The sequence below is a fragment of the Pseudomonas sp. AFG_SD02_1510_Pfu_092 genome, assembly GCF_003331055.1.
GTDB lineage: Bacteria > Pseudomonadota > Gammaproteobacteria > Pseudomonadales > Pseudomonadaceae > Aquipseudomonas.
On sequence record NZ_PUQD01000008.1, the window covers coordinates 113,846 to 130,755 of the forward strand.

Consider the following 16,910-nt stretch of genomic DNA (forward strand, 5'->3'; position numbering starts at 1 on the left):
TCCCCAGTCACTCTGGTTCGTCCCTCGCAAGCCGAAAGGCTTCTGCCACTGTGAGGCAGGCTTCCTGTGCAGGAAGGCAGGGCGGATCTTGTACTGGCTCATCCCAACCCACGTGACCTTTGGTAGGGGTCACCACTAGGAGAGGAGGCGCCATGCCCGTTATTACTCTTCCCGATGGCAGTCAGCGTTCGTTCGATCATGCCGTGTCCGTAGCCGAAGTCGCCGCTTCCATCGGCGCCGGCCTGGCCAAGGCCACCGTGGCCGGCAAGGTCGATGGCAAACTGGTCGATGCCTGCGACCTGATCAGCCACGACGCCACCCTGCAGATCATCACCCCTAAAGATGAAGAGGGACTGGAGATCATCCGTCACTCGTGCGCCCACCTGGTCGGCCACGCGGTGAAACAGCTGTACCCGACCGCCAAGATGGTGATCGGCCCGGTCATCGACGAAGGCTTCTATTACGACATCGCCTACGAGCGCCCCTTCACCCCTGAAGACATGGCCGCCATCGAAAAGCGCATGATGGAGTTGATCGACAAAGACTACGACGTGGTCAAGAAGATGACCCCGCGCGCCGAAGTCATCGAGGTGTTCAGCGCCCGTGGCGAAGACTACAAGCTGCGCCTGGTCGAAGACATGCCGGACGAGCAGGCCATGGGCCTGTACTACCACGAAGAATACGTCGACATGTGCCGTGGTCCGCACGTGCCGAACACCCGCTTCCTCAAGGCGTTCAAGCTGACCAAGCTGTCCGGCGCCTACTGGCGCGGTGATGCCAAGAACGAACAGCTGCAACGCGTGTACGGCACCGCCTGGGCCGACAAGAAGCAGCTGGCGGCGTACATCCAGCGCATCGAAGAAGCGGAAAAGCGCGACCACCGCAAGATCGGCAAGCAGCTCGACCTGTTCCACCTGCAGGAGGAAGCGCCGGGCATGGTGTTCTGGCACGCCAACGGCTGGACCGTGTACCAGGTGCTCGAGCAGTACATGCGCCAGGTTCAGCGCGTCAACGGCTACCAGGAAATCAAGACCCCGCAGGTTGTCGACCGCATTCTCTGGGAGCGCTCCGGCCACTGGTCCAACTACGCCGAGAACATGTTCACCACATCGTCGGAAAGCCGTGACTACGCGGTAAAGCCGATGAACTGCCCGTGCCACGTGCAGGTGTTCAACCAGGGCCTGAAAAGCTACCGCGACCTGCCGCTGCGCCTGGCCGAATTCGGTGCCTGCCACCGTAATGAGCCGTCCGGCGCGCTGCACGGCATCATGCGCGTGCGTGGCTTTGTGCAGGACGACGCGCATATCTTCTGCACCGAAGAACAGGTGAAGAAAGAAGCCGCCGACTTCATCAAGCTGACCCTGGATGTGTACAAGGACTTCGGCTTCAGCGACATCGCCATGAAGCTGTCGACCCGCCCGGCCAAGCGCGTGGGTTCCGAAGAGCTGTGGGACCGTGCCGAAGGCGCACTGGCCGACGCCCTGAACGAATCGGGCCTGGAATGGGAATACCAGCCGGGCGAGGGTGCCTTCTACGGGCCGAAGATCGAGTTCACCCTGCGCGACTGCCTCGGCCGTAACTGGCAGTGCGGTACCCTGCAGTACGACCCGAACCTGCCAGAACGCCTGGATGCCAGCTATATCGCCGAAGATAACAGCCGAGTTCGCCCGGTCATGCTGCACCGCGCCATTCTCGGTTCGTTCGAACGCTTCATCGGTATGCTGATCGAGCACTACGCCGGTGTGTTCCCGGCCTGGCTGGCACCGACCCAGGCCGTGATCATGAACATCACCGACAAGCAGGCCGATTTCGCCCTCGAGGTGGAAAATACCCTGAACGGTAGCGGTTTCCGTGCCAAGTCGGACTTGAGAAATGAGAAGATCGGCTTTAAAATCCGCGAGCATACTTTGCTCAAGGTCCCGTACCTTTTGGTTATAGGGGATCGCGAAGTCGAAACACGAACCGTCGCTGTGCGTACTCGCGAAGGCGCAGACCTGGGCTCCATGCCCGTCGCCCAGTTCGCTGAGCTCCTGACACAAGCGGTTTCCCGGCGTGGACGCCAAGAATCGGAGTAATGACTATTAAGCGTGAAATGAGAAACGATAAGCGTGCTGTACCGAAGGCCCCGATCAACGAGAATATCTCGGCCCGCGAGGTTCGGTTAATTGGCGCTGATGGCGAGCAGGTTGGCATCGTCTCGATTGATGAAGCGCTTCGTATCGCTGAAGAAGCGAAGCTGGATCTGGTGGAGATCTCTGCAGACGCGGTACCGCCTGTCTGCAAGGTGATGGACTACGGCAAGCACCTCTTCGAGAAGAAGAAGCAGGCCAACGAAGCCAAGAAGAACCAGAAGCAGATCCAGATCAAAGAAATCAAGTTTCGTCCAGGGACGGAAGAAGGGGATTACCAGGTAAAACTACGCAACCTGGTACGTTTCCTTACCGATGGGGACAAGGCCAAGATCTCTCTGAGATTCCGTGGCCGTGAGATGGCCCACCAGGAGCTGGGCATGGAACTGTTGAAGCGGGTCGAAGCTGACCTCGCCGAATACGGCTCCGTTGAGCAGCATCCGAAGATGGAAGGACGCCAGCTTATGATGGTCATCGCCCCCAAAAAGAAGAAGTAATCTCCCGGGCACGGCAGGCCTGATGATTATTGTGTAATTTTTATCGAATGCGGAGTTCCAACATGCCAAAAATGAAAACCAAGAGCGGTGCTGCGAAGCGCTTCCTGAAGACCGCTTCCGGCTTCAAGCACAAGCACGCTTTCAAGAGCCACATCCTGACCAAAATGTCGACCAAGCGTAAGCGTCAACTGCGCGGTGCCAGCCTGCTGCACCCGTCTGACGTGGCAAAAGTCGAGCGCATGCTGCGCGTACGTTAATTCTGGTTTAGATAGAGGAAGTTACTCATGGCTCGTGTTAAGCGTGGCGTCATCGCTCGTAAGCGTCACAAGAAAATTCTGAAACTGGCTAAAGGCTACTACGGTGCACGCTCGCGCGTATTCCGCGTTGCCAAGCAGGCTGTCATCAAGGCAGGTCAATATGCCTACCGTGACCGTCGTCAGAAGAAGCGTCAGTTCCGCGCACTGTGGATCGCTCGTATCAACGCCGGTGCCCGCACCAACGGTCTGTCCTACAGCCGTCTGATTGCTGGCCTGAAAAAGGCTTCGATCGAAATCGACCGTAAGGTTCTGGCCGATCTGGCAGTGAACGAAAAAGCGGCGTTTGCTGCGATTGTCGAGAAAGCTAAAGCCGTTCTGGCTTAAGTACCCGCGACAATCACCCGGCGGCGCTAGCGCCGTCGGGCATTGAACGTCATCGATAGGGGAAGAGCCTTCAAAGCTCTTCCCCTATTTTCGTATCTGGAGTCTGTACATGGAAAACCTGGATGCGCTGGTCTCGCAAGCCCTGGAGGCCGTCGAGCGCGCTGAAGACATCAATGCCCTGGAACAGATCCGGGTTAATTATCTCGGCAAGAAGGGCGAGCTGACCCAGGTGATGAAGACCCTGGGCAACCTGCCAGCCGAAGAGCGGCCGAAAGTCGGCGCGCTGATCAACGACGCCAAAGAGCGCGTTACCGTTGTGCTCAACGCACGCAAGGCAGCGTTTGAAGAGGCCGAGCTCAGCGCTCGCCTGGCTGCCGAATGCATTGATGTGACCCTGCCAGGTCGCGGCCAGGCCACCGGTGGCCTGCACCCGATCACCCGTACACTCGAGCGCATCGAGCAGTTCTTCACCCACATTGGCTACGGCATCGCCGAAGGCCCCGAGGTGGAAGACGACTACCACAACTTCGAAGCGCTCAACATCCCCGGCCACCACCCGGCGCGGGCGATGCACGACACCTTCTACTTCAATGCCAACATGCTGCTGCGCACCCACACCTCGCCGGTGCAGGTGCGGACCATGGAGTCCAGCCAGCCGCCAATCCGCATTGTCTGCCCGGGCCGCGTCTACCGCTGCGACTCGGATATCACCCACTCGCCGATGTTCCACCAGGTCGAAGGCCTGCTGATCGATCGCGACATCAACTTCGCCGACCTCAAGGGCACCATCGAAGAATTCCTGCGCGTGTTCTTCGAAAAAGAACTGGCGGTGCGTTTCCGCCCCTCGTTCTTCCCCTTCACCGAGCCGTCCGCCGAAGTCGATATCCAGTGCGTGATGTGTTCCGGCAACGGCTGCCGCGTGTGCAAGCAGACCGGCTGGCTGGAAGTGATGGGCTGCGGCATGGTGCACCCGAACGTGCTGCGCATGTCCGGCATCGACCCTGAAGAGTTCCAGGGCTTCGCCTTCGGCATGGGTGCCGAGCGCCTGGCCATGCTGCGCTATGGCGTCAACGATTTGCGTCTGTTCTTCGACAACGACCTGCGGTTCTTAGCCCAATTCCGCTAGGCCAATCGACGCAACCTCTAGGAGAACAGCATGAAATTCAGTGAACAGTGGCTGCGCGGTTGGGTAAACCCGCAAGTCTCCCGTGACGAACTGGTCGCCCGCCTGTCCATGGCCGGCCTTGAAGTCGACAGCGTTACCCCCGCTGCCGGCCAGTTCAGCGGCATCGTCGTGGGCGAAATCCTCGCCACCGAACAACACCCGGACGCCGACAAGCTGCGCGTGTGCCAGGTCAGCAACGGCCAGGAAACCTTCCAGGTCGTCTGTGGCGCGCCCAACGCCCGCCCAGGCATCAAGATCCCGTTCGCCATGATCGGCGCCGAACTGCCTGGCGACTTCAAGATCAAGAAGGCCAAGCTGCGTGGCGTCGAGTCCTTCGGCATGCTGTGCTCGGCGGCCGAGCTGCAGATCAGCGAAGAGAACGACGGCCTGCTGGAACTGGCTGCCGACGCCCCGGTTGGCCAGGACATTCGCCAGTACCTGAGCCTGGACGACGCCAGCATCGAAATCGGCCTGACCCCGAACCGCGGCGACTGCCTGTCGATCGCCGGCCTGGCCCGCGACGTCAGCGCCCTGTACGACACCCCGGTCACCCGCCCGGTAGTGCCAGCCGTAGCACCTGCGCATGACGAAGTGCGCCCGGTCGAAGTCAGCGCCCCGGCTGCCTGCCCGCGCTACCTGGGCCGCGTCATCCGCAACGTCGACCTGAGCAAGCCGACCCCGCTGTGGATGGTCGAACGCCTGCGCCGCAGCGACGTGCGCAGCATCGACGCCGCCGTCGACATCACCAACTACGTGATGCTTGAACTCGGCCAGCCGATGCACGCCTTCGACCTCGCGGAAATCAACGGCGGCATCCGCGTACGCATGGCTGAAGAGGGCGAAAAGCTCGTCCTGCTCGACGGCCAGGAAGTGGCCCTGCGCGCCGACACCCTGGTCATCGCCGACCACACCCGCGCCTTGGCCATTGCCGGCGTCATGGGTGGCGAGCACAGCGGTGTGAACACCGAAAAAACCCGCGACCTGTTCCTTGAAAGCGCGTTCTTCGAGCCGATTTCCGTCGCCGGTAAAGCCCGTTCCTACGGCCTGCACACCGACGCCTCGCACCGCTACGAGCGCGGGGTCGATTCGCAGCTGGCCCGCGAAGCCATGGAGCGCGCCACCCAGCTGCTGCTGGACATCGTCGGCGGCGAGGCCGGCCCGATCGTCGAAGCTGTCAGCGAACAGCACCTGCCGCAGGTGGCCCCGGTCACCCTGCGCGCCGAACGCATCACCCAGATGCTCGGCATGCAAATGGACCCAGCCCAGGTCGAGCAGTTGCTCAACGCTCTGGAACTGACCACGACTCGTAACGGGGAAGGGCAGTGGACCGTCAGCGTCCCAAGCCACCGCTTCGACATCAGCCTGGAAGTGGACCTGATCGAAGAGTTGGCCCGCCTGTACGGCTACAACAACCTGCCGGTTCGCTACCCGCAAGCGCGCCTGGCGCCACAGGGCAAGCCGGAAACCCGCGGTGACCTGCCGACCCTGCGCCGCCTGCTGGTTGCCCGCGGCTATCAGGAAGCCATCACCTACAGCTTCATCGACCCGAAACTGTTCGAACTGTTCAGCCCGGGCGTAGAGCCGCTGCTGCTGGCCAACCCCATCTCCAGCGACATGGCCGCCATGCGCGCCTCGCTGTGGCCGGGCCTGGTCAAGGCACTGCAGCACAACCTGAACCGCCAGCAAGACCGCGTGCGCCTGTTCGAAAGCGGCCTGCGCTTCGTCGGCCAGCTCGGCGACCTGCAGCAGCAGCCGATGATCGCCGGCGTAGTCACCGGCAGCCGCCTGCCAGAAGGCTGGGCCAACGGCCGCGACGGCGTCGATTTCTTCGACGTCAAGGCTGATGTGGAAGCCCTGCTGGGCTACTCCGGCGCCCTGAGCGACTTCACCTTCAGCGCCGGCAAGCACCCAGCCCTGCACCCAGGCCAGACCGCCGCCATCGAACGTGACGGCAAACTGGTCGGCTACCTTGGCGCCATCCACCCAGAGCTGGCCAAAGCCTTGGGCCTGGATCGCCCGGTGTTCCTGTTCGAGCTGGTACTGGGTGATGTGGTCGAAGGCCGCCTGCCGAAATTCAGCGAACTGTCCAAGTTCCCGGAAACCCGTCGTGACCTGGCTTTGATCGCAGGACGTGATGTAGCTTCTAGCGCGGTGCTTGAATTAATTCGTGACAATGCAGGCGAATGGCTCACAGACCTCAGGCTGTTTGATGTGTACCAAGGTAAAGGCATTGATCCAGATAGAAAAAGCCTCGCCGTTGGCTTGACCTGGCAGCATCCATCGCGCACTCTTAACGACGATGAGGTGAACACTACCCTGCAAAACATCCTCACCTCGCTCGAACAAAGGTTGAACACCACGTTAAGGAAATAACGGCATGGGTGCTCTGACGAAAGCTGAGATGGCCGAAAGGCTGTACGAGGAGCTGGGGCTTAACAAGCGTGAGGCCAAGGAGCTGGTCGAGCTGTTTTTCGAAGAAATTCGGCACGCACTTGAAGAGAACGAGCAGGTCAAGCTGTCCGGTTTCGGCAACTTCGACCTTCGCGACAAACGCCAGCGGCCGGGCCGCAACCCCAAGACCGGGGAAGAAATCCCGATTACCGCACGGCGCGTCGTCACCTTTCGTCCAGGGCAGAAGTTGAAGGCCCGGGTTGAGGCCTATGCTGGAACCAAGCCATAACGACGAACTGCCCCCTATACCGGGCAAAAGGTACTTCACCATCGGTGAGGTGAGTGAGCTTTGTGCGGTAAAACCGCACGTGCTGCGGTATTGGGAGCAGGAGTTCGATCAGCTCAATCCCGTGAAGCGGCGGGGCAACCGGCGGTATTATCAGCGGCAGGATGTGCTGATGATTCGCCAGATTCGCGCGCTGCTTTATGACCAGGGGTTCACCATTGGCGGGGCGCGGTTGCGGCTTTCCAGTGATGAAGCCAAGGATGAGTCGAGCCAGTACAAGCAGCTGATTCGGCAGATGATTGTCGAGTTGGAGGATGTGTTGGTGGTGTTGAAGAAGTGAGCTGGTTTGCTGGTGAATGAAAATTTTTCGAGAAAAAGCTTTCATTTATCAGGAGGTTAGGGTACATTCTTCAACGTTCCCGGTAGCATTGGGAACATGCTTCAAGCCCAGTCGGGGCGTAGCGCAGCCCGGTAGCGCACTTGCATGGGGTGCAAGGGGTCGAGTGTTCGAATCACTCCGTCCCGACCATTATTGAAACGAAAAAGCCACCTTCGGGTGGCTTTTTTTGTGCTCGATAAACAGGCATATGTTTCGCTGCTAAACATCTCCTCAAGCTCATTTCTAAATGGCGAATTCAGTTCGTTTATTTATTCCCGAAAGCTATTAAAAGTCTTCGATTTCTAAGCGATTCCGCGCGCAATGTCACATTGACATCTTTGAAGCTTTTGGTTACTTATAGAGATCAATTGTCACGCATCTGCGACGGCCTTATTTTGTGGTAGAGCTTGAGTTTTTTGTTGTGCTGATCTGTTGACATCTCGTTCGGTCTGGCTTCATTAAAAATTGCTATATTTATTTTGCCGGCGGGTCGCTTGTGTGACGCGGGCATTTGATTCTCGTTAATAAGTCGCTCTGGCGATTGCTTCGTCGCCGGGGGGCATTGCTGTATTGCTCGCTTTGTTTGTCTTGATAAGGATGTGAGGGAAACTTATGTTAATTGTTCAGCCTGAAAATAGCTTTAGTGATTATCTGTGCAGTGAGTTGGATGGTGTCGATCGCCAGCAGTGGCAAGCGTTCGAGTTTGCAGTGGCATGGGTTAATCAGGCTGGCATTAACAAGGTATTCGATTCGATTGAGCGTTTTCTCTCCCGGAATAATCGAGTACGCGCTACCTTGGGTCTTGACTTTAGTAGTACAAGCTATGAAGGGCTGAGTCGTTTTTTGGATCTCGAGAATAGATCTTTAGATATAGAAACGTATGTTTTTCATGATGAGAACAGATCCTGTACGTTTCATCCAAAAGCATTTCTCTTCAAAAATAGTTCTGAGGCCCGCCTGCTTGTTGGGTCGAATAACATGACAGGGGCGGGGGTAAGTACAAATATAGAGATAGCTATGGCGGTGACTCGTCAGTTAGATGATATGGATATTCAGAAAATCGGAAGGACTCTGGAGGGGTGGCGAAATGAAAAATCTGAAAATAGGGTGAGGCGTCTTTCGCAAGTTTTTCTTGAGCGTCTACTTAAGACGGGTTATGTAAGAACAGAAGATGAAATACGTCGCGAGCGTATCGAGGGCGATGTTGCACCGCCACGCGAGCCGCTATTTGGTAAAAGTAATACCCCGTCTAGAAAACGAAGTCGTACTAGTTTCGAAGTGCCTGACGATAGTGAGCGTGCTTTCCCGGCGAACGAATTGATAATGCGCGTACGGCCGAGGCGTAATGGGACACAATTTCAAATTTCTATGAGGATATACCCGCTTTTCTTTAAAGGTGCTACTGATGTGGTCTCTGCTGTCTCCAGGCAGCGGCAAAAGATTGGTATTAGCAAGAGGAACTCTTCGCGTGGTCGTATTCCAAATACTGCTAGGTTCGAGGCGCCCGAGCTAAATGGGTTGCAGAACCCGATCGCAGTATTTAAGTGGGTTGGCGAAGCTCCTGAAGAGTTGGTGTATCAAATTTATGATGCTAACGATAATTCCGAGGGTACCCGCTTTTTTAACCGGTTACGTGAAGGAATAGCTGCTACCCCTGTGACGCGTTTAGAATCACTGAGTAGGGACTATACAGTTCTCTCAAAGTCAGACAGAGAGTCTGCTCAATGGTATAGATTAAGCTGAGTGTGGGCGCGCTGTAAGGATGGATCAAGTTTTTGAATGGCCTCTCTTTTTGCTCTATTAAGACAGGCGCGTGGGTGGGTGTAGGTGCAGATCTATAAAGTGGTTTTTCTGGAAGCTCTTTTGCTTTCTGGTACGTATTAAAATTAGATAAAAATTAATTGATAGCCCAAATGTGGGCGAGTTGAGGTGCGCCACATATTGAAGATATAGCCAGTCTTGATTTTGGATCGCTCTGGGAGTATAATGGCGAAATTTTTTTAAGCTTGCACTGTGATTGTGTATGGCTGGGTGAATTGTCTCGATGAACGATAAGCAACTGAATATACTTGATCTATTTTGTGGGACGGGAGCTTTGTCGTATGGGCTGACTCATTCCAACTCAAGTTTTCAGGTTGTGGGCGGTATTGATTTGAATCGGTCGGCCTCAGAGACGGCGGCAGCGAACCATCCAGGCGCGAAGATATTTTGCGATGATATAAATAATTTTACCGCTCAACAGATGGCGGACAAGATTGGCATCTCGCGCATAGATCTAATTGTTGGCGGACCTCCATGTCAAGGCTTTTCATCCATTCGGCCGTCCAGAGGTCAGGGGTTACAGGATCCTCGCAATTTCCTTTATAAGAAATTCGTCGACTATGTTTCCACTTTAAGGCCTACAGTGTTTTTGATGGAAAACGTGGTGGGTATTATTGGCGCGAATGGAGGTGAGCTACTCAACTCTATTATCATGTCATTTAATGAAATTGGTTACGATGTCGATTGGCGAGTCTTGAATGCTGCTAATTATGGTGTTCCGCAAAAGCGCGAGCGCTTTTTCATGCTGGGCGTCAAGAGATCGGCGGTTTCCTCGTCTGTCTTAATTTTTCCGGATCCTACTCACCGTTTTTCGGGTCGTGTGATTGGTACTCGGATTAAAGAGAAGTATATTCAAAATCCTACAAACGGCTTGTCGGCTGTCACTTTATGGGATGCTTTATCAGACCTTCCTCGATTGCGGTCTGGAGAAGAGAGCGAGCGCTACGCTCACGCTCCGCTTAACAGTTATCAGCTGATGCGGAGGATGAATGCTCCGAAACAATTGCGTCTCCATCAAGCCGCGAACCACTCTGCGAAAATGCTTGAAGTTATTAGGCACTCAGGCTCTAGCAAGAGCTGCCTTCCTGAGGGGCTGGTCACCAGTGGTTATAGTTCATGCTATTCTCGTTTAGAGAAAGAAGAGCCGGCAACTACGATCACTGTTAAATTTACATCACCTGCTTCAAGTAAGTGCATCCACCCGGTGGATGATAGAGCTATTACGCCGAGGGAGGCAGCGAGACTCCAAAGTTTCGATGATTCTTTTTTGTTTCGAGGATCAAAAACTGATATCGCTTCTCAAATCGGTAACGCTGTACCGCCTGTATTGAGTTCGGCATTTAGTGGCGTAATCAGTGAGATATTGGCCTCTAAGGTTGCGGTTGAAGAGATATGAGCACCCATGTCCAAGGCGAGCTGTTTGAACGTCACGACAAAGAAGCGGTTGATGCTCCTTTGCATGTGGCATCGCCAGTTCCATCTAAGAAATTGAGTGCGGTTTGTCTATTCTCATCCGCTGGGATAGGTGAGCTAGGAGTCGAGCGCGCCGGCATAAGTATCCAGTTGGCAAATGAAATCGTTCCTCTTCGTGCTGCATGCTACAGGCATAATTTTAAACACAGCGAAATGCTTGAAGGGGACATCAACAACGTTAAAGGTGATTTCATATCACGTGCTAAAGAGCTCCTTCAAGATGAGGAGCTTTTCCTAGTGTATGCTACCCCTCCATGCCAAGGTATGTCGTCGAACGGTATGGGGCGCCTCAAATGGGAAATTTCTCAAGGTAGGCGTTTGGAAGAAGATGAGCGTAATAGGCTTATCATGCCAGCATTGGAGATTATAAAGAAGCTCCGGCCGAGGTGGGTGCTTTTTGAGAACGTGCCAGGCATGAGAAATACCGAAATAAGAGTTTGTGACAACAGTTTTGAAAATATTATCTCTTATGTTGAGCAGCAACTTGGTAGTGACTATGTGGGTTGTGCTGAGGTTGTGGCTTGTCAGGATTATGGGATTCCCCAGCTTAGGAAACGATTGGTAACAATCTATACCAGAGACGAGAACGGCAAAAATTATTTCAGAGCCAATGGTGGCTCGTTTTTCTCGGCGAAGATGAAGGAAAAGCGTCAGTCGTTGCGCGAAGCGATAGGTAAACTTCCTCGATTAGATGCGACGATTGGTAAAAACGCTGCTCCAGACTTTCATTCCCAGCACTATGTTCCAGTCATGAATGATAGGAAGTATTGGTGGGTGGAAAATACCCGTGAGGGGGATACCGCATTTAATAATCAGTGCGTTAATCCCGAATGCCGCTACTCTGAAAATCCGGGCCATAAAGATGTTCAGTTAGATGGTAAATGGGTATCCTCAAAGGAAATTCCAATTTATTGCAAGCAGTGTGGGGAGTTACTTCCTCGGCCGGTAGTAAAGAATGCCGATGGTGGGTATCGTCTTCTTAAAGGTTTTCATTCTGCGTATCGAAGAATGAAGTGGGATGAGCCTTCTCGGACGCTTACACAAAATTTTATTTATGAAGCTTCAGATAATAAGATTCATCCGGATCAGCACCGTGTATTGTCTATCTATGAAGCAATGATCATCCAGACTATCGATCGATATGATTATTCTTTCGAGGCTTCTGGTAAGCCAATGAGCGCGGCTAAGATTGCAGAGGTTATTGGTGAGTCGGTGCCTCCTTACTTAATCGAAAAAATATGTAAGATGATGATTGAGGTTAGCGGGCTGTATAGAAATAATATGCATTAAATTCTTTTGGTGCGCGGTTTTTATTGTCTATTCGGAACATTTTGGTGCTGGTCGCCCGGCTCGATAGCTGCAGTGGTAGAGTTGGGCTGTTGAGCCTTGGTGAATGGAAGGCCTTCAGTGGTTTCTGAAGGCAGCCCTGAGTATCGGTAGTTGCCTCAGCGCATCATGCCCAGCTCGGCATCATCCATCAGCGCCTTGGCCAAAGCGCAGAGATAATGCGAAGCCCAGATCAGCTGGGGTTTGTCTTCCATCAAGCCGTCCAGGGTCATATCCCGTGCGTAGCCCATTAGCTCCGAGGCCTGTTCGCGGGCGCTTTGGCATGGGATGCCGGCTTCGATGCGGAACAGGGGATGGGTCTGGTTTGCGCCTTGGTAGAAGGTGGTTTTGCCGACGGTGAATTTGGTTTCTTCTGTGGACATTGTTCAATTTCCCCGAAATCTCTATTGGCTGATCTGGCCTCATCGCCGGCAAGCCGGGCTCCCACAAAGATCTGGGCTGCGCCACAGATCTCGGGGCGTACGCGGTACCTGTGGGAGCTGGCTTGCCGGCGATAGGGCCGCGACAGGCGACACATCAATGAAGCCTTAGTGCAAGGTCCGAGGCTCAGTAGGCGTCTGCACCTGGACTATTGCGGACTCAAGCAAAGCACGCAGCGTCTCCAGCTCATGCATCGAGGCCATCATCAGAATCGACGCCGGCGATTTGGGCTGCAGCAAGATTGCCTGATGCACGACAGTCGCGGCGCAAAGCGCGTAGTCCGTGGCCTGGATCAGGGTATCTTCTAGGGATTGGAGGGTATGGGGCGGATCTGGAACGATCTTGAGCATGGTGTAACTCCAACGTCGGAAAGTGGAGCTACCTCAACCTTGCTGTCAAACAAGAAGGTGGCAGCTGTACGCGGGTTGACAGACCGAGACGTTGGCACTCGGCGCACCATGGGGTGCCCGCACGTACAGCCGCCATAAAGCGTGCACATGAGGACAACGTCAGCGGTCTGTCAAAACCGGTCGCTGAATTGGCAGCGACGGGCCGAGACTAGAACTCACGATTTCCATGTGCAACGAAAAACAGCCGCAGGGAGTATCTTTGGGAAATGCCCTACAAGGAAGCGGTTATTTCTGATCTTTTCACTCATCCCGGTGTAGAAACGGATCGGAATCGATCCATCGCTGCCACCTCGAATCAACTATTTACCAGTAACGGAATACACCAAGCATGACGACCGAAGCGTTCGCCCCATTCCAGCGCCTTGCCGCTGACCTGCTGAGGCATCTACCTACACACCAGCCAGACGGCTCTCACGATCTGTCCCACATCCATCGCGTGTGGGTCAACGCGCAACGGATACAGCGCGTGGAAGGCGGCGACCTGGAAGTGCTGCTCGCAGCCACTGTGCTGCACGATTGTGTCGCGGTAGAAAAGAACTCGCCGCTGCGTGGGCAGGCGTCGACGTTATCGGCCGAGAAGGCCGCATCGATCCTGGTTGATAGGGGCTGGCCGTCGCAGCGTGTCGAGCAGGTGGCCCATGCAGTCAAACCGGCGAAGGGGCTCGGCTTGCTGCTGAGCGTCATGCGCGGCTGCAGGGGTACCTTGCGGACTTCATGGAGGAGGTTGGCGGGCTGGGTTCAGGCTGACATCGTTGGGACCGCTTTGCGGTCCTTTCGCGACGCAAGGCCGCTCCCACAGCGGCAACGCGGATTACCCCGTTTCAGTGGGGCGGCGTTACGTACACGACCCGGTTGCGCCCGCTCTGCTTGGCGTCATAGAGCCCTTTGTCAGCGCGTTCCAGCGCGTCGTCCATTGTTTCACCCTTGGCAAACAGGGTGCAGCCAATACTCACGGTCACCTTCAATTCACTACCCGGCAACTGCATCGGCCTGGCGCCGAGCTGCTCACGAATCCGCTCGGCAATCCGCGTCAGTTCTTCGCTGTCCTTGACCAGCAAAACCGCGACAAACTCTTCACCGCCATGGCGCACCAGCAGGTCGTCGGGGCGAAGCGCAGCGCGCAGGCGCCGGGCCGTTTCGCAAAGCACCTTGTCACCGCCGCCATGGCCGTATTTGTCATTGATCGCTTTGAAATGGTCCAGGTCCGCATACACCGCACCCAGCTGCAAGCCGTTGGTCTCTGCCGCTCGCCGCTCGTGCTCCTCGAACGCCGTCAACGCGCCGCGGTTCCACAGTTGGGTCAGCGGGTCGAGCAAGGCTTTGCGCTGCTCGCGGTCCATCTCCACGCGCAGGTCGTGGTTCACCTGGGCCAGGTTGCGCAGTTGCAGGTAACCCTCTGCGAGCGTGGCCAGGTCCTTGAAGTTCGCCTGTTGTTGCTGGCTGAGCACGCGCGGGCGCGGGTCGAACATGCACAGCGTGCCGATGGCCTTGCCGTTGCCGGCGCGCAGGGGGTGGCCGGCGTAAAAGCGGATGTAGGGCGCGTTGAGCACCAGCGGGTTGTCGATGAACCGCCCGTCGCACGTGGCGTCGGGCACCATCAAGGTGTCTTCGCCCAGAATCGCGTAGCCGCAGAAGGAAATACTGCGCGTCGTCTCGCTTGCCTCCAGCCCTATGCGGGCCTTGAACCACTGTCGGTCCTGGTCGATGAGGCTGATGAGCACCGTGTCCACATGAGCCAGGTCCTGGGTCAGCCGTACCAAGGTGTCCAGGTACTGCTCGGCCGGCGTATCGACCAGGTTCATTTCATCGAGCGTGCGTTGGCGCAGCGCTTCGTCAGCAGGCAAAGGGCAAGCTGGCATCGTGGGTCCTCAATTCCTTGGTTGGCGCCTTTTGCATCGGCGGTTGCAGGTTATCTATATCATCGAAACAAGCACAGCATAGGTGATGGGGTCGACATATGGGCTAACGGAGCGGGCGCGGGTGACGCAGGCCGGTGCCGGTATGGCATTTCTTGTCGAATGTGTGATTTCTGCCGGCCGACCTTCGTCAAGAATGCTACCCCTTAGCCGTCGTCTGGGGGACTGATACAGGGCCTTCCATGCAAACGCTGTTGAACGAGATTCTCGAAGAAGTACGCCCCTTGATCGGCAAGGGCAAAGTGGCTGACTACATCCCTGCGCTGGCCGATGTGCCGGCGAACCAGCTGGGCATTGCCGTGTATGGCAACGATGGCAGTTATCACTGCGCAGGCGACGCCCTGGTGCCGTTCTCGGTGCAGAGTATTTCCAAGGTGTTCAGCCTGGTGCAGGCGATTGGCCACTCGGGCGAAGCCATCTGGCAGCGGCTTGGCCATGAGCCGTCGGGCCAGCCGTTCAACTCGCTGGTGCAGCTGGAGTTCGAGCGGGGTCGGCCGCGCAACCCCTTCATCAACGCGGGGGCGTTGGTGATTTGCGATATCAACCAGTCGCGCTTTGCTGCACCGACCTTGTCGATGCGCGATTTCGTACGGCGGCTGTCGGGCAACCCGCACATCTCGATCGATGCCCGTGTGGCGGACTCGGAGTACCAGTTCCGCGCGCGCAACGCGGCCATGGCTTACCTGATGCAGTCGTTCGGCAACTTCCACAACGAGGTGGAGACGGTGCTGCGCAGCTATTTCAGTTACTGCGCGCTGCAGATGAACTGCCTGGACCTGGCCCGGGCGTTCTGCTTCCTGGCCAACGACGGTTTCTGCAAGCACAGTGGCGAGCAGGTGCTGACCCCGCGCCAGACCCAGCAGGTGAACTCGATCATGGCCACCAGCGGGCTGTATGACGAGGCCGGCAATTTCGCCTACCGGGTGGGGTTGCCGGGCAAGAGTGGCGTGGGTGGCGGGATTGTCGCGATCGTACCGGGGCAGTTCACCGTTTGCGTGTGGTCGCCGGAGCTGAACGCTGCGGGTAACTCCCTGGCGGGGATGGCGGCGCTCGAGCTGCTGAGTTCGCGGATTGGCTGGTCGGTGTTCTGAGCTGGGTTGGGCGCGACTGCATTTCGCGCCGTCGGTCGAGCCCAGGGCACTCCCGCCGGCAGGTCTGCATCCCAAGTGTGTAAGCGCACCTTCGTTGCGCCGCACTCAGGAGAACGCTCATGGCAGTCGAGCAGAATGGCCCCGACGCACCCTCCGCGAGCCCCGCGCCCAGCACGCCTGACACCGGCGCTGGCCATGGCTCCGGCCTCGAGCAGACCGAGTCCGAGCCCAGGCAAGGCGTCGGTGAAGCGTGGTCCGAAAAGCGTCCCGTCGATTGGGACCCACCGCCCGGCAACCCTGGTTCGGACCAGGACGGGCAGCTGGACCGGGACAACGGCAGTGCACGGACCAAAAACGAGCAGGCCGGCAGTGGTGACGGAGAGGTCCCGCTACCGGCGGATGACGATGGCCCGATAGAGGAAGAGATGCAGGATGTGGAGGCCAACAATTCGGTGTCTGCCGAGCATCCCCAGTCTCGCTGACGGGGTTGCCCGGAGATGCCTGTGGTTCCACACCTTTTCTTGCGAGGTACGCGATGATGAGTTCCGATCCCAGAGCACAAGGCGGTACAAACCCCGATATGCCCACTTCACCCGACCCGGCAGTCGACCCTGATCGCCCCACCATACCCGACCCTGATGACGATCCGCTGATGAACGAAGAGGAGGGCGGTGAGGGGCAGGACGATGATGGTCTTACTGATCATGCCAGGCAGAGCGTGGAGTAGCCTGCCGCCATCCACGGCAGCTTGTAACTTCCAGACCCAGGGTTTATCGGCTCTCTCCGTCAGACGGGGCAGTACGGGATTCACGGTCAATGTCCTCTGGCCAGTGAACCTTGGGTGCCAAACAGTGCATGTGGCTCAGGCCGTCGTCGTCGTTCCAGTCACGGGGTGGGTGGACGAACTTCGGCAGGGCTTCGGGACCTTGCTGCATGAACAGACG

Annotated in this window: 18 protein-coding genes, 1 tRNA gene and 1 pseudogene; 16 read left to right on the top strand and 4 right to left on the bottom strand. The window is 56.7% G+C overall.

The features are described 5' to 3' along the window. The first annotated feature begins 152 nt into the window (after positions 1-152). From thrS to C6A77_RS06330, 12 genes are all read left to right on the top strand, one after another. Complete coding sequence (gene thrS, locus C6A77_RS06275) at positions 153-2,075, top strand: threonine--tRNA ligase (RefSeq protein ID WP_114168572.1); 1,923 nt, start codon at positions 153-155, stop codon at positions 2,073-2,075. Further along, entirely contained in the window at positions 2,075-2,626 is a 552-nt protein-coding gene (infC, locus tag C6A77_RS06280; protein ID WP_177328455.1) for a translation initiation factor IF-3, read from the top strand. Before thrS ends, infC begins: the two co-directional genes overlap by 1 nt. Before the next feature lie 62 nt (positions 2,627-2,688). Continuing rightward, positions 2,689-2,883 carry a 50S ribosomal protein L35 gene (gene rpmI / locus C6A77_RS06285; protein WP_003250667.1) on the top strand — a complete coding sequence of 65 codons (195 nt, stop codon included), beginning with the start codon at positions 2,689-2,691 and terminating at the stop codon, positions 2,881-2,883. A 27-nt stretch (positions 2,884-2,910) separates the two neighbouring features. After that, complete coding sequence (rplT, locus tag C6A77_RS06290; protein WP_003250671.1) at positions 2,911-3,267, top strand: 50S ribosomal protein L20; 357 nt, start codon at positions 2,911-2,913, stop codon at positions 3,265-3,267. Between the two features lie 109 nt (positions 3,268-3,376). Beyond that, positions 3,377-4,393 carry a phenylalanine--tRNA ligase subunit alpha gene (gene pheS, locus C6A77_RS06295; protein ID WP_051097696.1) on the top strand — a complete coding sequence of 339 codons (1,017 nt, stop codon included), beginning with the start codon at positions 3,377-3,379 and terminating at the stop codon, positions 4,391-4,393. Positions 4,394-4,423: 30 nt separating this feature from the next. Then, positions 4,424-6,805, top strand: coding sequence for a phenylalanine--tRNA ligase subunit beta (gene pheT / locus C6A77_RS06300; protein WP_114168574.1), 2,382 nt, complete (start codon positions 4,424-4,426; stop codon positions 6,803-6,805). Between the two features lie 4 nt (positions 6,806-6,809). Continuing rightward, the gene (gene ihfA, locus C6A77_RS06305; protein WP_003250679.1) at positions 6,810-7,112 is read left to right on the top strand and encodes an integration host factor subunit alpha; all 303 of its coding nucleotides are present in this window, start codon (positions 6,810-6,812) and stop codon (positions 7,110-7,112) included. Then, a complete protein-coding gene (locus tag C6A77_RS06310; RefSeq protein ID WP_003250681.1) occupies positions 7,093-7,449 on the top strand; it encodes a MerR family transcriptional regulator in 357 nt (118 codons plus the stop codon). Before ihfA ends, C6A77_RS06310 begins: the two co-directional genes overlap by 20 nt. A 112-nt stretch (positions 7,450-7,561) precedes the next feature. After that, positions 7,562-7,638, top strand: a tRNA-Pro gene (locus C6A77_RS06315). Positions 7,639-8,100: 462 nt separating this feature from the next. Beyond that, positions 8,101-9,231 (top strand): phospholipase D family protein, encoded by a 1,131-nt coding sequence (locus tag C6A77_RS06320; RefSeq protein WP_114168576.1) that lies wholly within the window; start codon positions 8,101-8,103, stop codon positions 9,229-9,231. Between the two features lie 301 nt (positions 9,232-9,532). Beyond that, the gene (locus tag C6A77_RS06325) at positions 9,533-10,705 is read left to right on the top strand and encodes a DNA cytosine methyltransferase (RefSeq protein WP_114168578.1); all 1,173 of its coding nucleotides are present in this window, start codon (positions 9,533-9,535) and stop codon (positions 10,703-10,705) included. Then, positions 10,702-12,072 (top strand): DNA cytosine methyltransferase, encoded by a 1,371-nt coding sequence (locus tag C6A77_RS06330; protein WP_114168580.1) that lies wholly within the window; start codon positions 10,702-10,704, stop codon positions 12,070-12,072. The genes C6A77_RS06325 and C6A77_RS06330 overlap by 4 nt, the downstream gene beginning before the upstream one ends. 155 nt (positions 12,073-12,227) lie before the next feature. Here C6A77_RS06330 and C6A77_RS06335 read toward each other — a convergent pair whose 3' ends face one another. Together C6A77_RS06335 and C6A77_RS06340 are read right to left on the bottom strand one after the other, a co-directional pair. Beyond that, a complete protein-coding gene (locus C6A77_RS06335) occupies positions 12,228-12,491 on the bottom strand; it encodes a DUF3077 domain-containing protein (RefSeq protein ID WP_114168582.1) in 264 nt (87 codons plus the stop codon). A 165-nt stretch (positions 12,492-12,656) separates the two neighbouring features. After that, complete coding sequence (locus tag C6A77_RS06340) at positions 12,657-12,899, bottom strand: hypothetical protein (protein ID WP_114168584.1); 243 nt, start codon at positions 12,897-12,899, stop codon at positions 12,657-12,659. Positions 12,900-13,287: 388 nt separating this feature from the next. Here C6A77_RS06340 and C6A77_RS26155 point away from each other — a divergent pair. After that, positions 13,288-13,706: pseudogene (locus C6A77_RS26155) on the top strand (HD domain-containing protein). Positions 13,707-13,780: 74 nt separating this feature from the next. On the opposite strand, the gene C6A77_RS06350 reads toward C6A77_RS26155, so the two are convergent. After that, positions 13,781-14,818 carry a sensor domain-containing diguanylate cyclase gene (locus C6A77_RS06350; RefSeq protein WP_114168586.1) on the bottom strand — a complete coding sequence of 346 codons (1,038 nt, stop codon included), beginning with the start codon at positions 14,816-14,818 and terminating at the stop codon, positions 13,781-13,783. A 239-nt stretch (positions 14,819-15,057) separates the two neighbouring features. Between C6A77_RS06350 and glsB the strand changes: the two genes are divergently transcribed. The 3 genes from glsB (at position 15,058) to C6A77_RS06365 (ending at position 16,693) form a co-directional block, all read left to right on the top strand. Next, entirely contained in the window at positions 15,058-15,966 is a 909-nt protein-coding gene (glsB, locus tag C6A77_RS06355; protein WP_114168587.1) for a glutaminase B, read from the top strand. 119 nt (positions 15,967-16,085) lie between these two features. After that, positions 16,086-16,448 carry a hypothetical protein gene (locus C6A77_RS06360; protein ID WP_114168589.1) on the top strand — a complete coding sequence of 121 codons (363 nt, stop codon included), beginning with the start codon at positions 16,086-16,088 and terminating at the stop codon, positions 16,446-16,448. 98 nt (positions 16,449-16,546) lie between these two features. Next, complete coding sequence (locus C6A77_RS06365) at positions 16,547-16,693, top strand: hypothetical protein (protein ID WP_178082377.1); 147 nt, start codon at positions 16,547-16,549, stop codon at positions 16,691-16,693. Positions 16,694-16,736: 43 nt separating this feature from the next. Here C6A77_RS06365 and C6A77_RS26160 read toward each other — a convergent pair whose 3' ends face one another. After that, positions 16,737-16,901 (bottom strand): DUF6708 domain-containing protein, encoded by a 165-nt coding sequence (locus C6A77_RS26160; RefSeq protein ID WP_346330245.1) that lies wholly within the window; start codon positions 16,899-16,901, stop codon positions 16,737-16,739. Positions 16,902-16,910 lie beyond the last annotated feature (9 nt).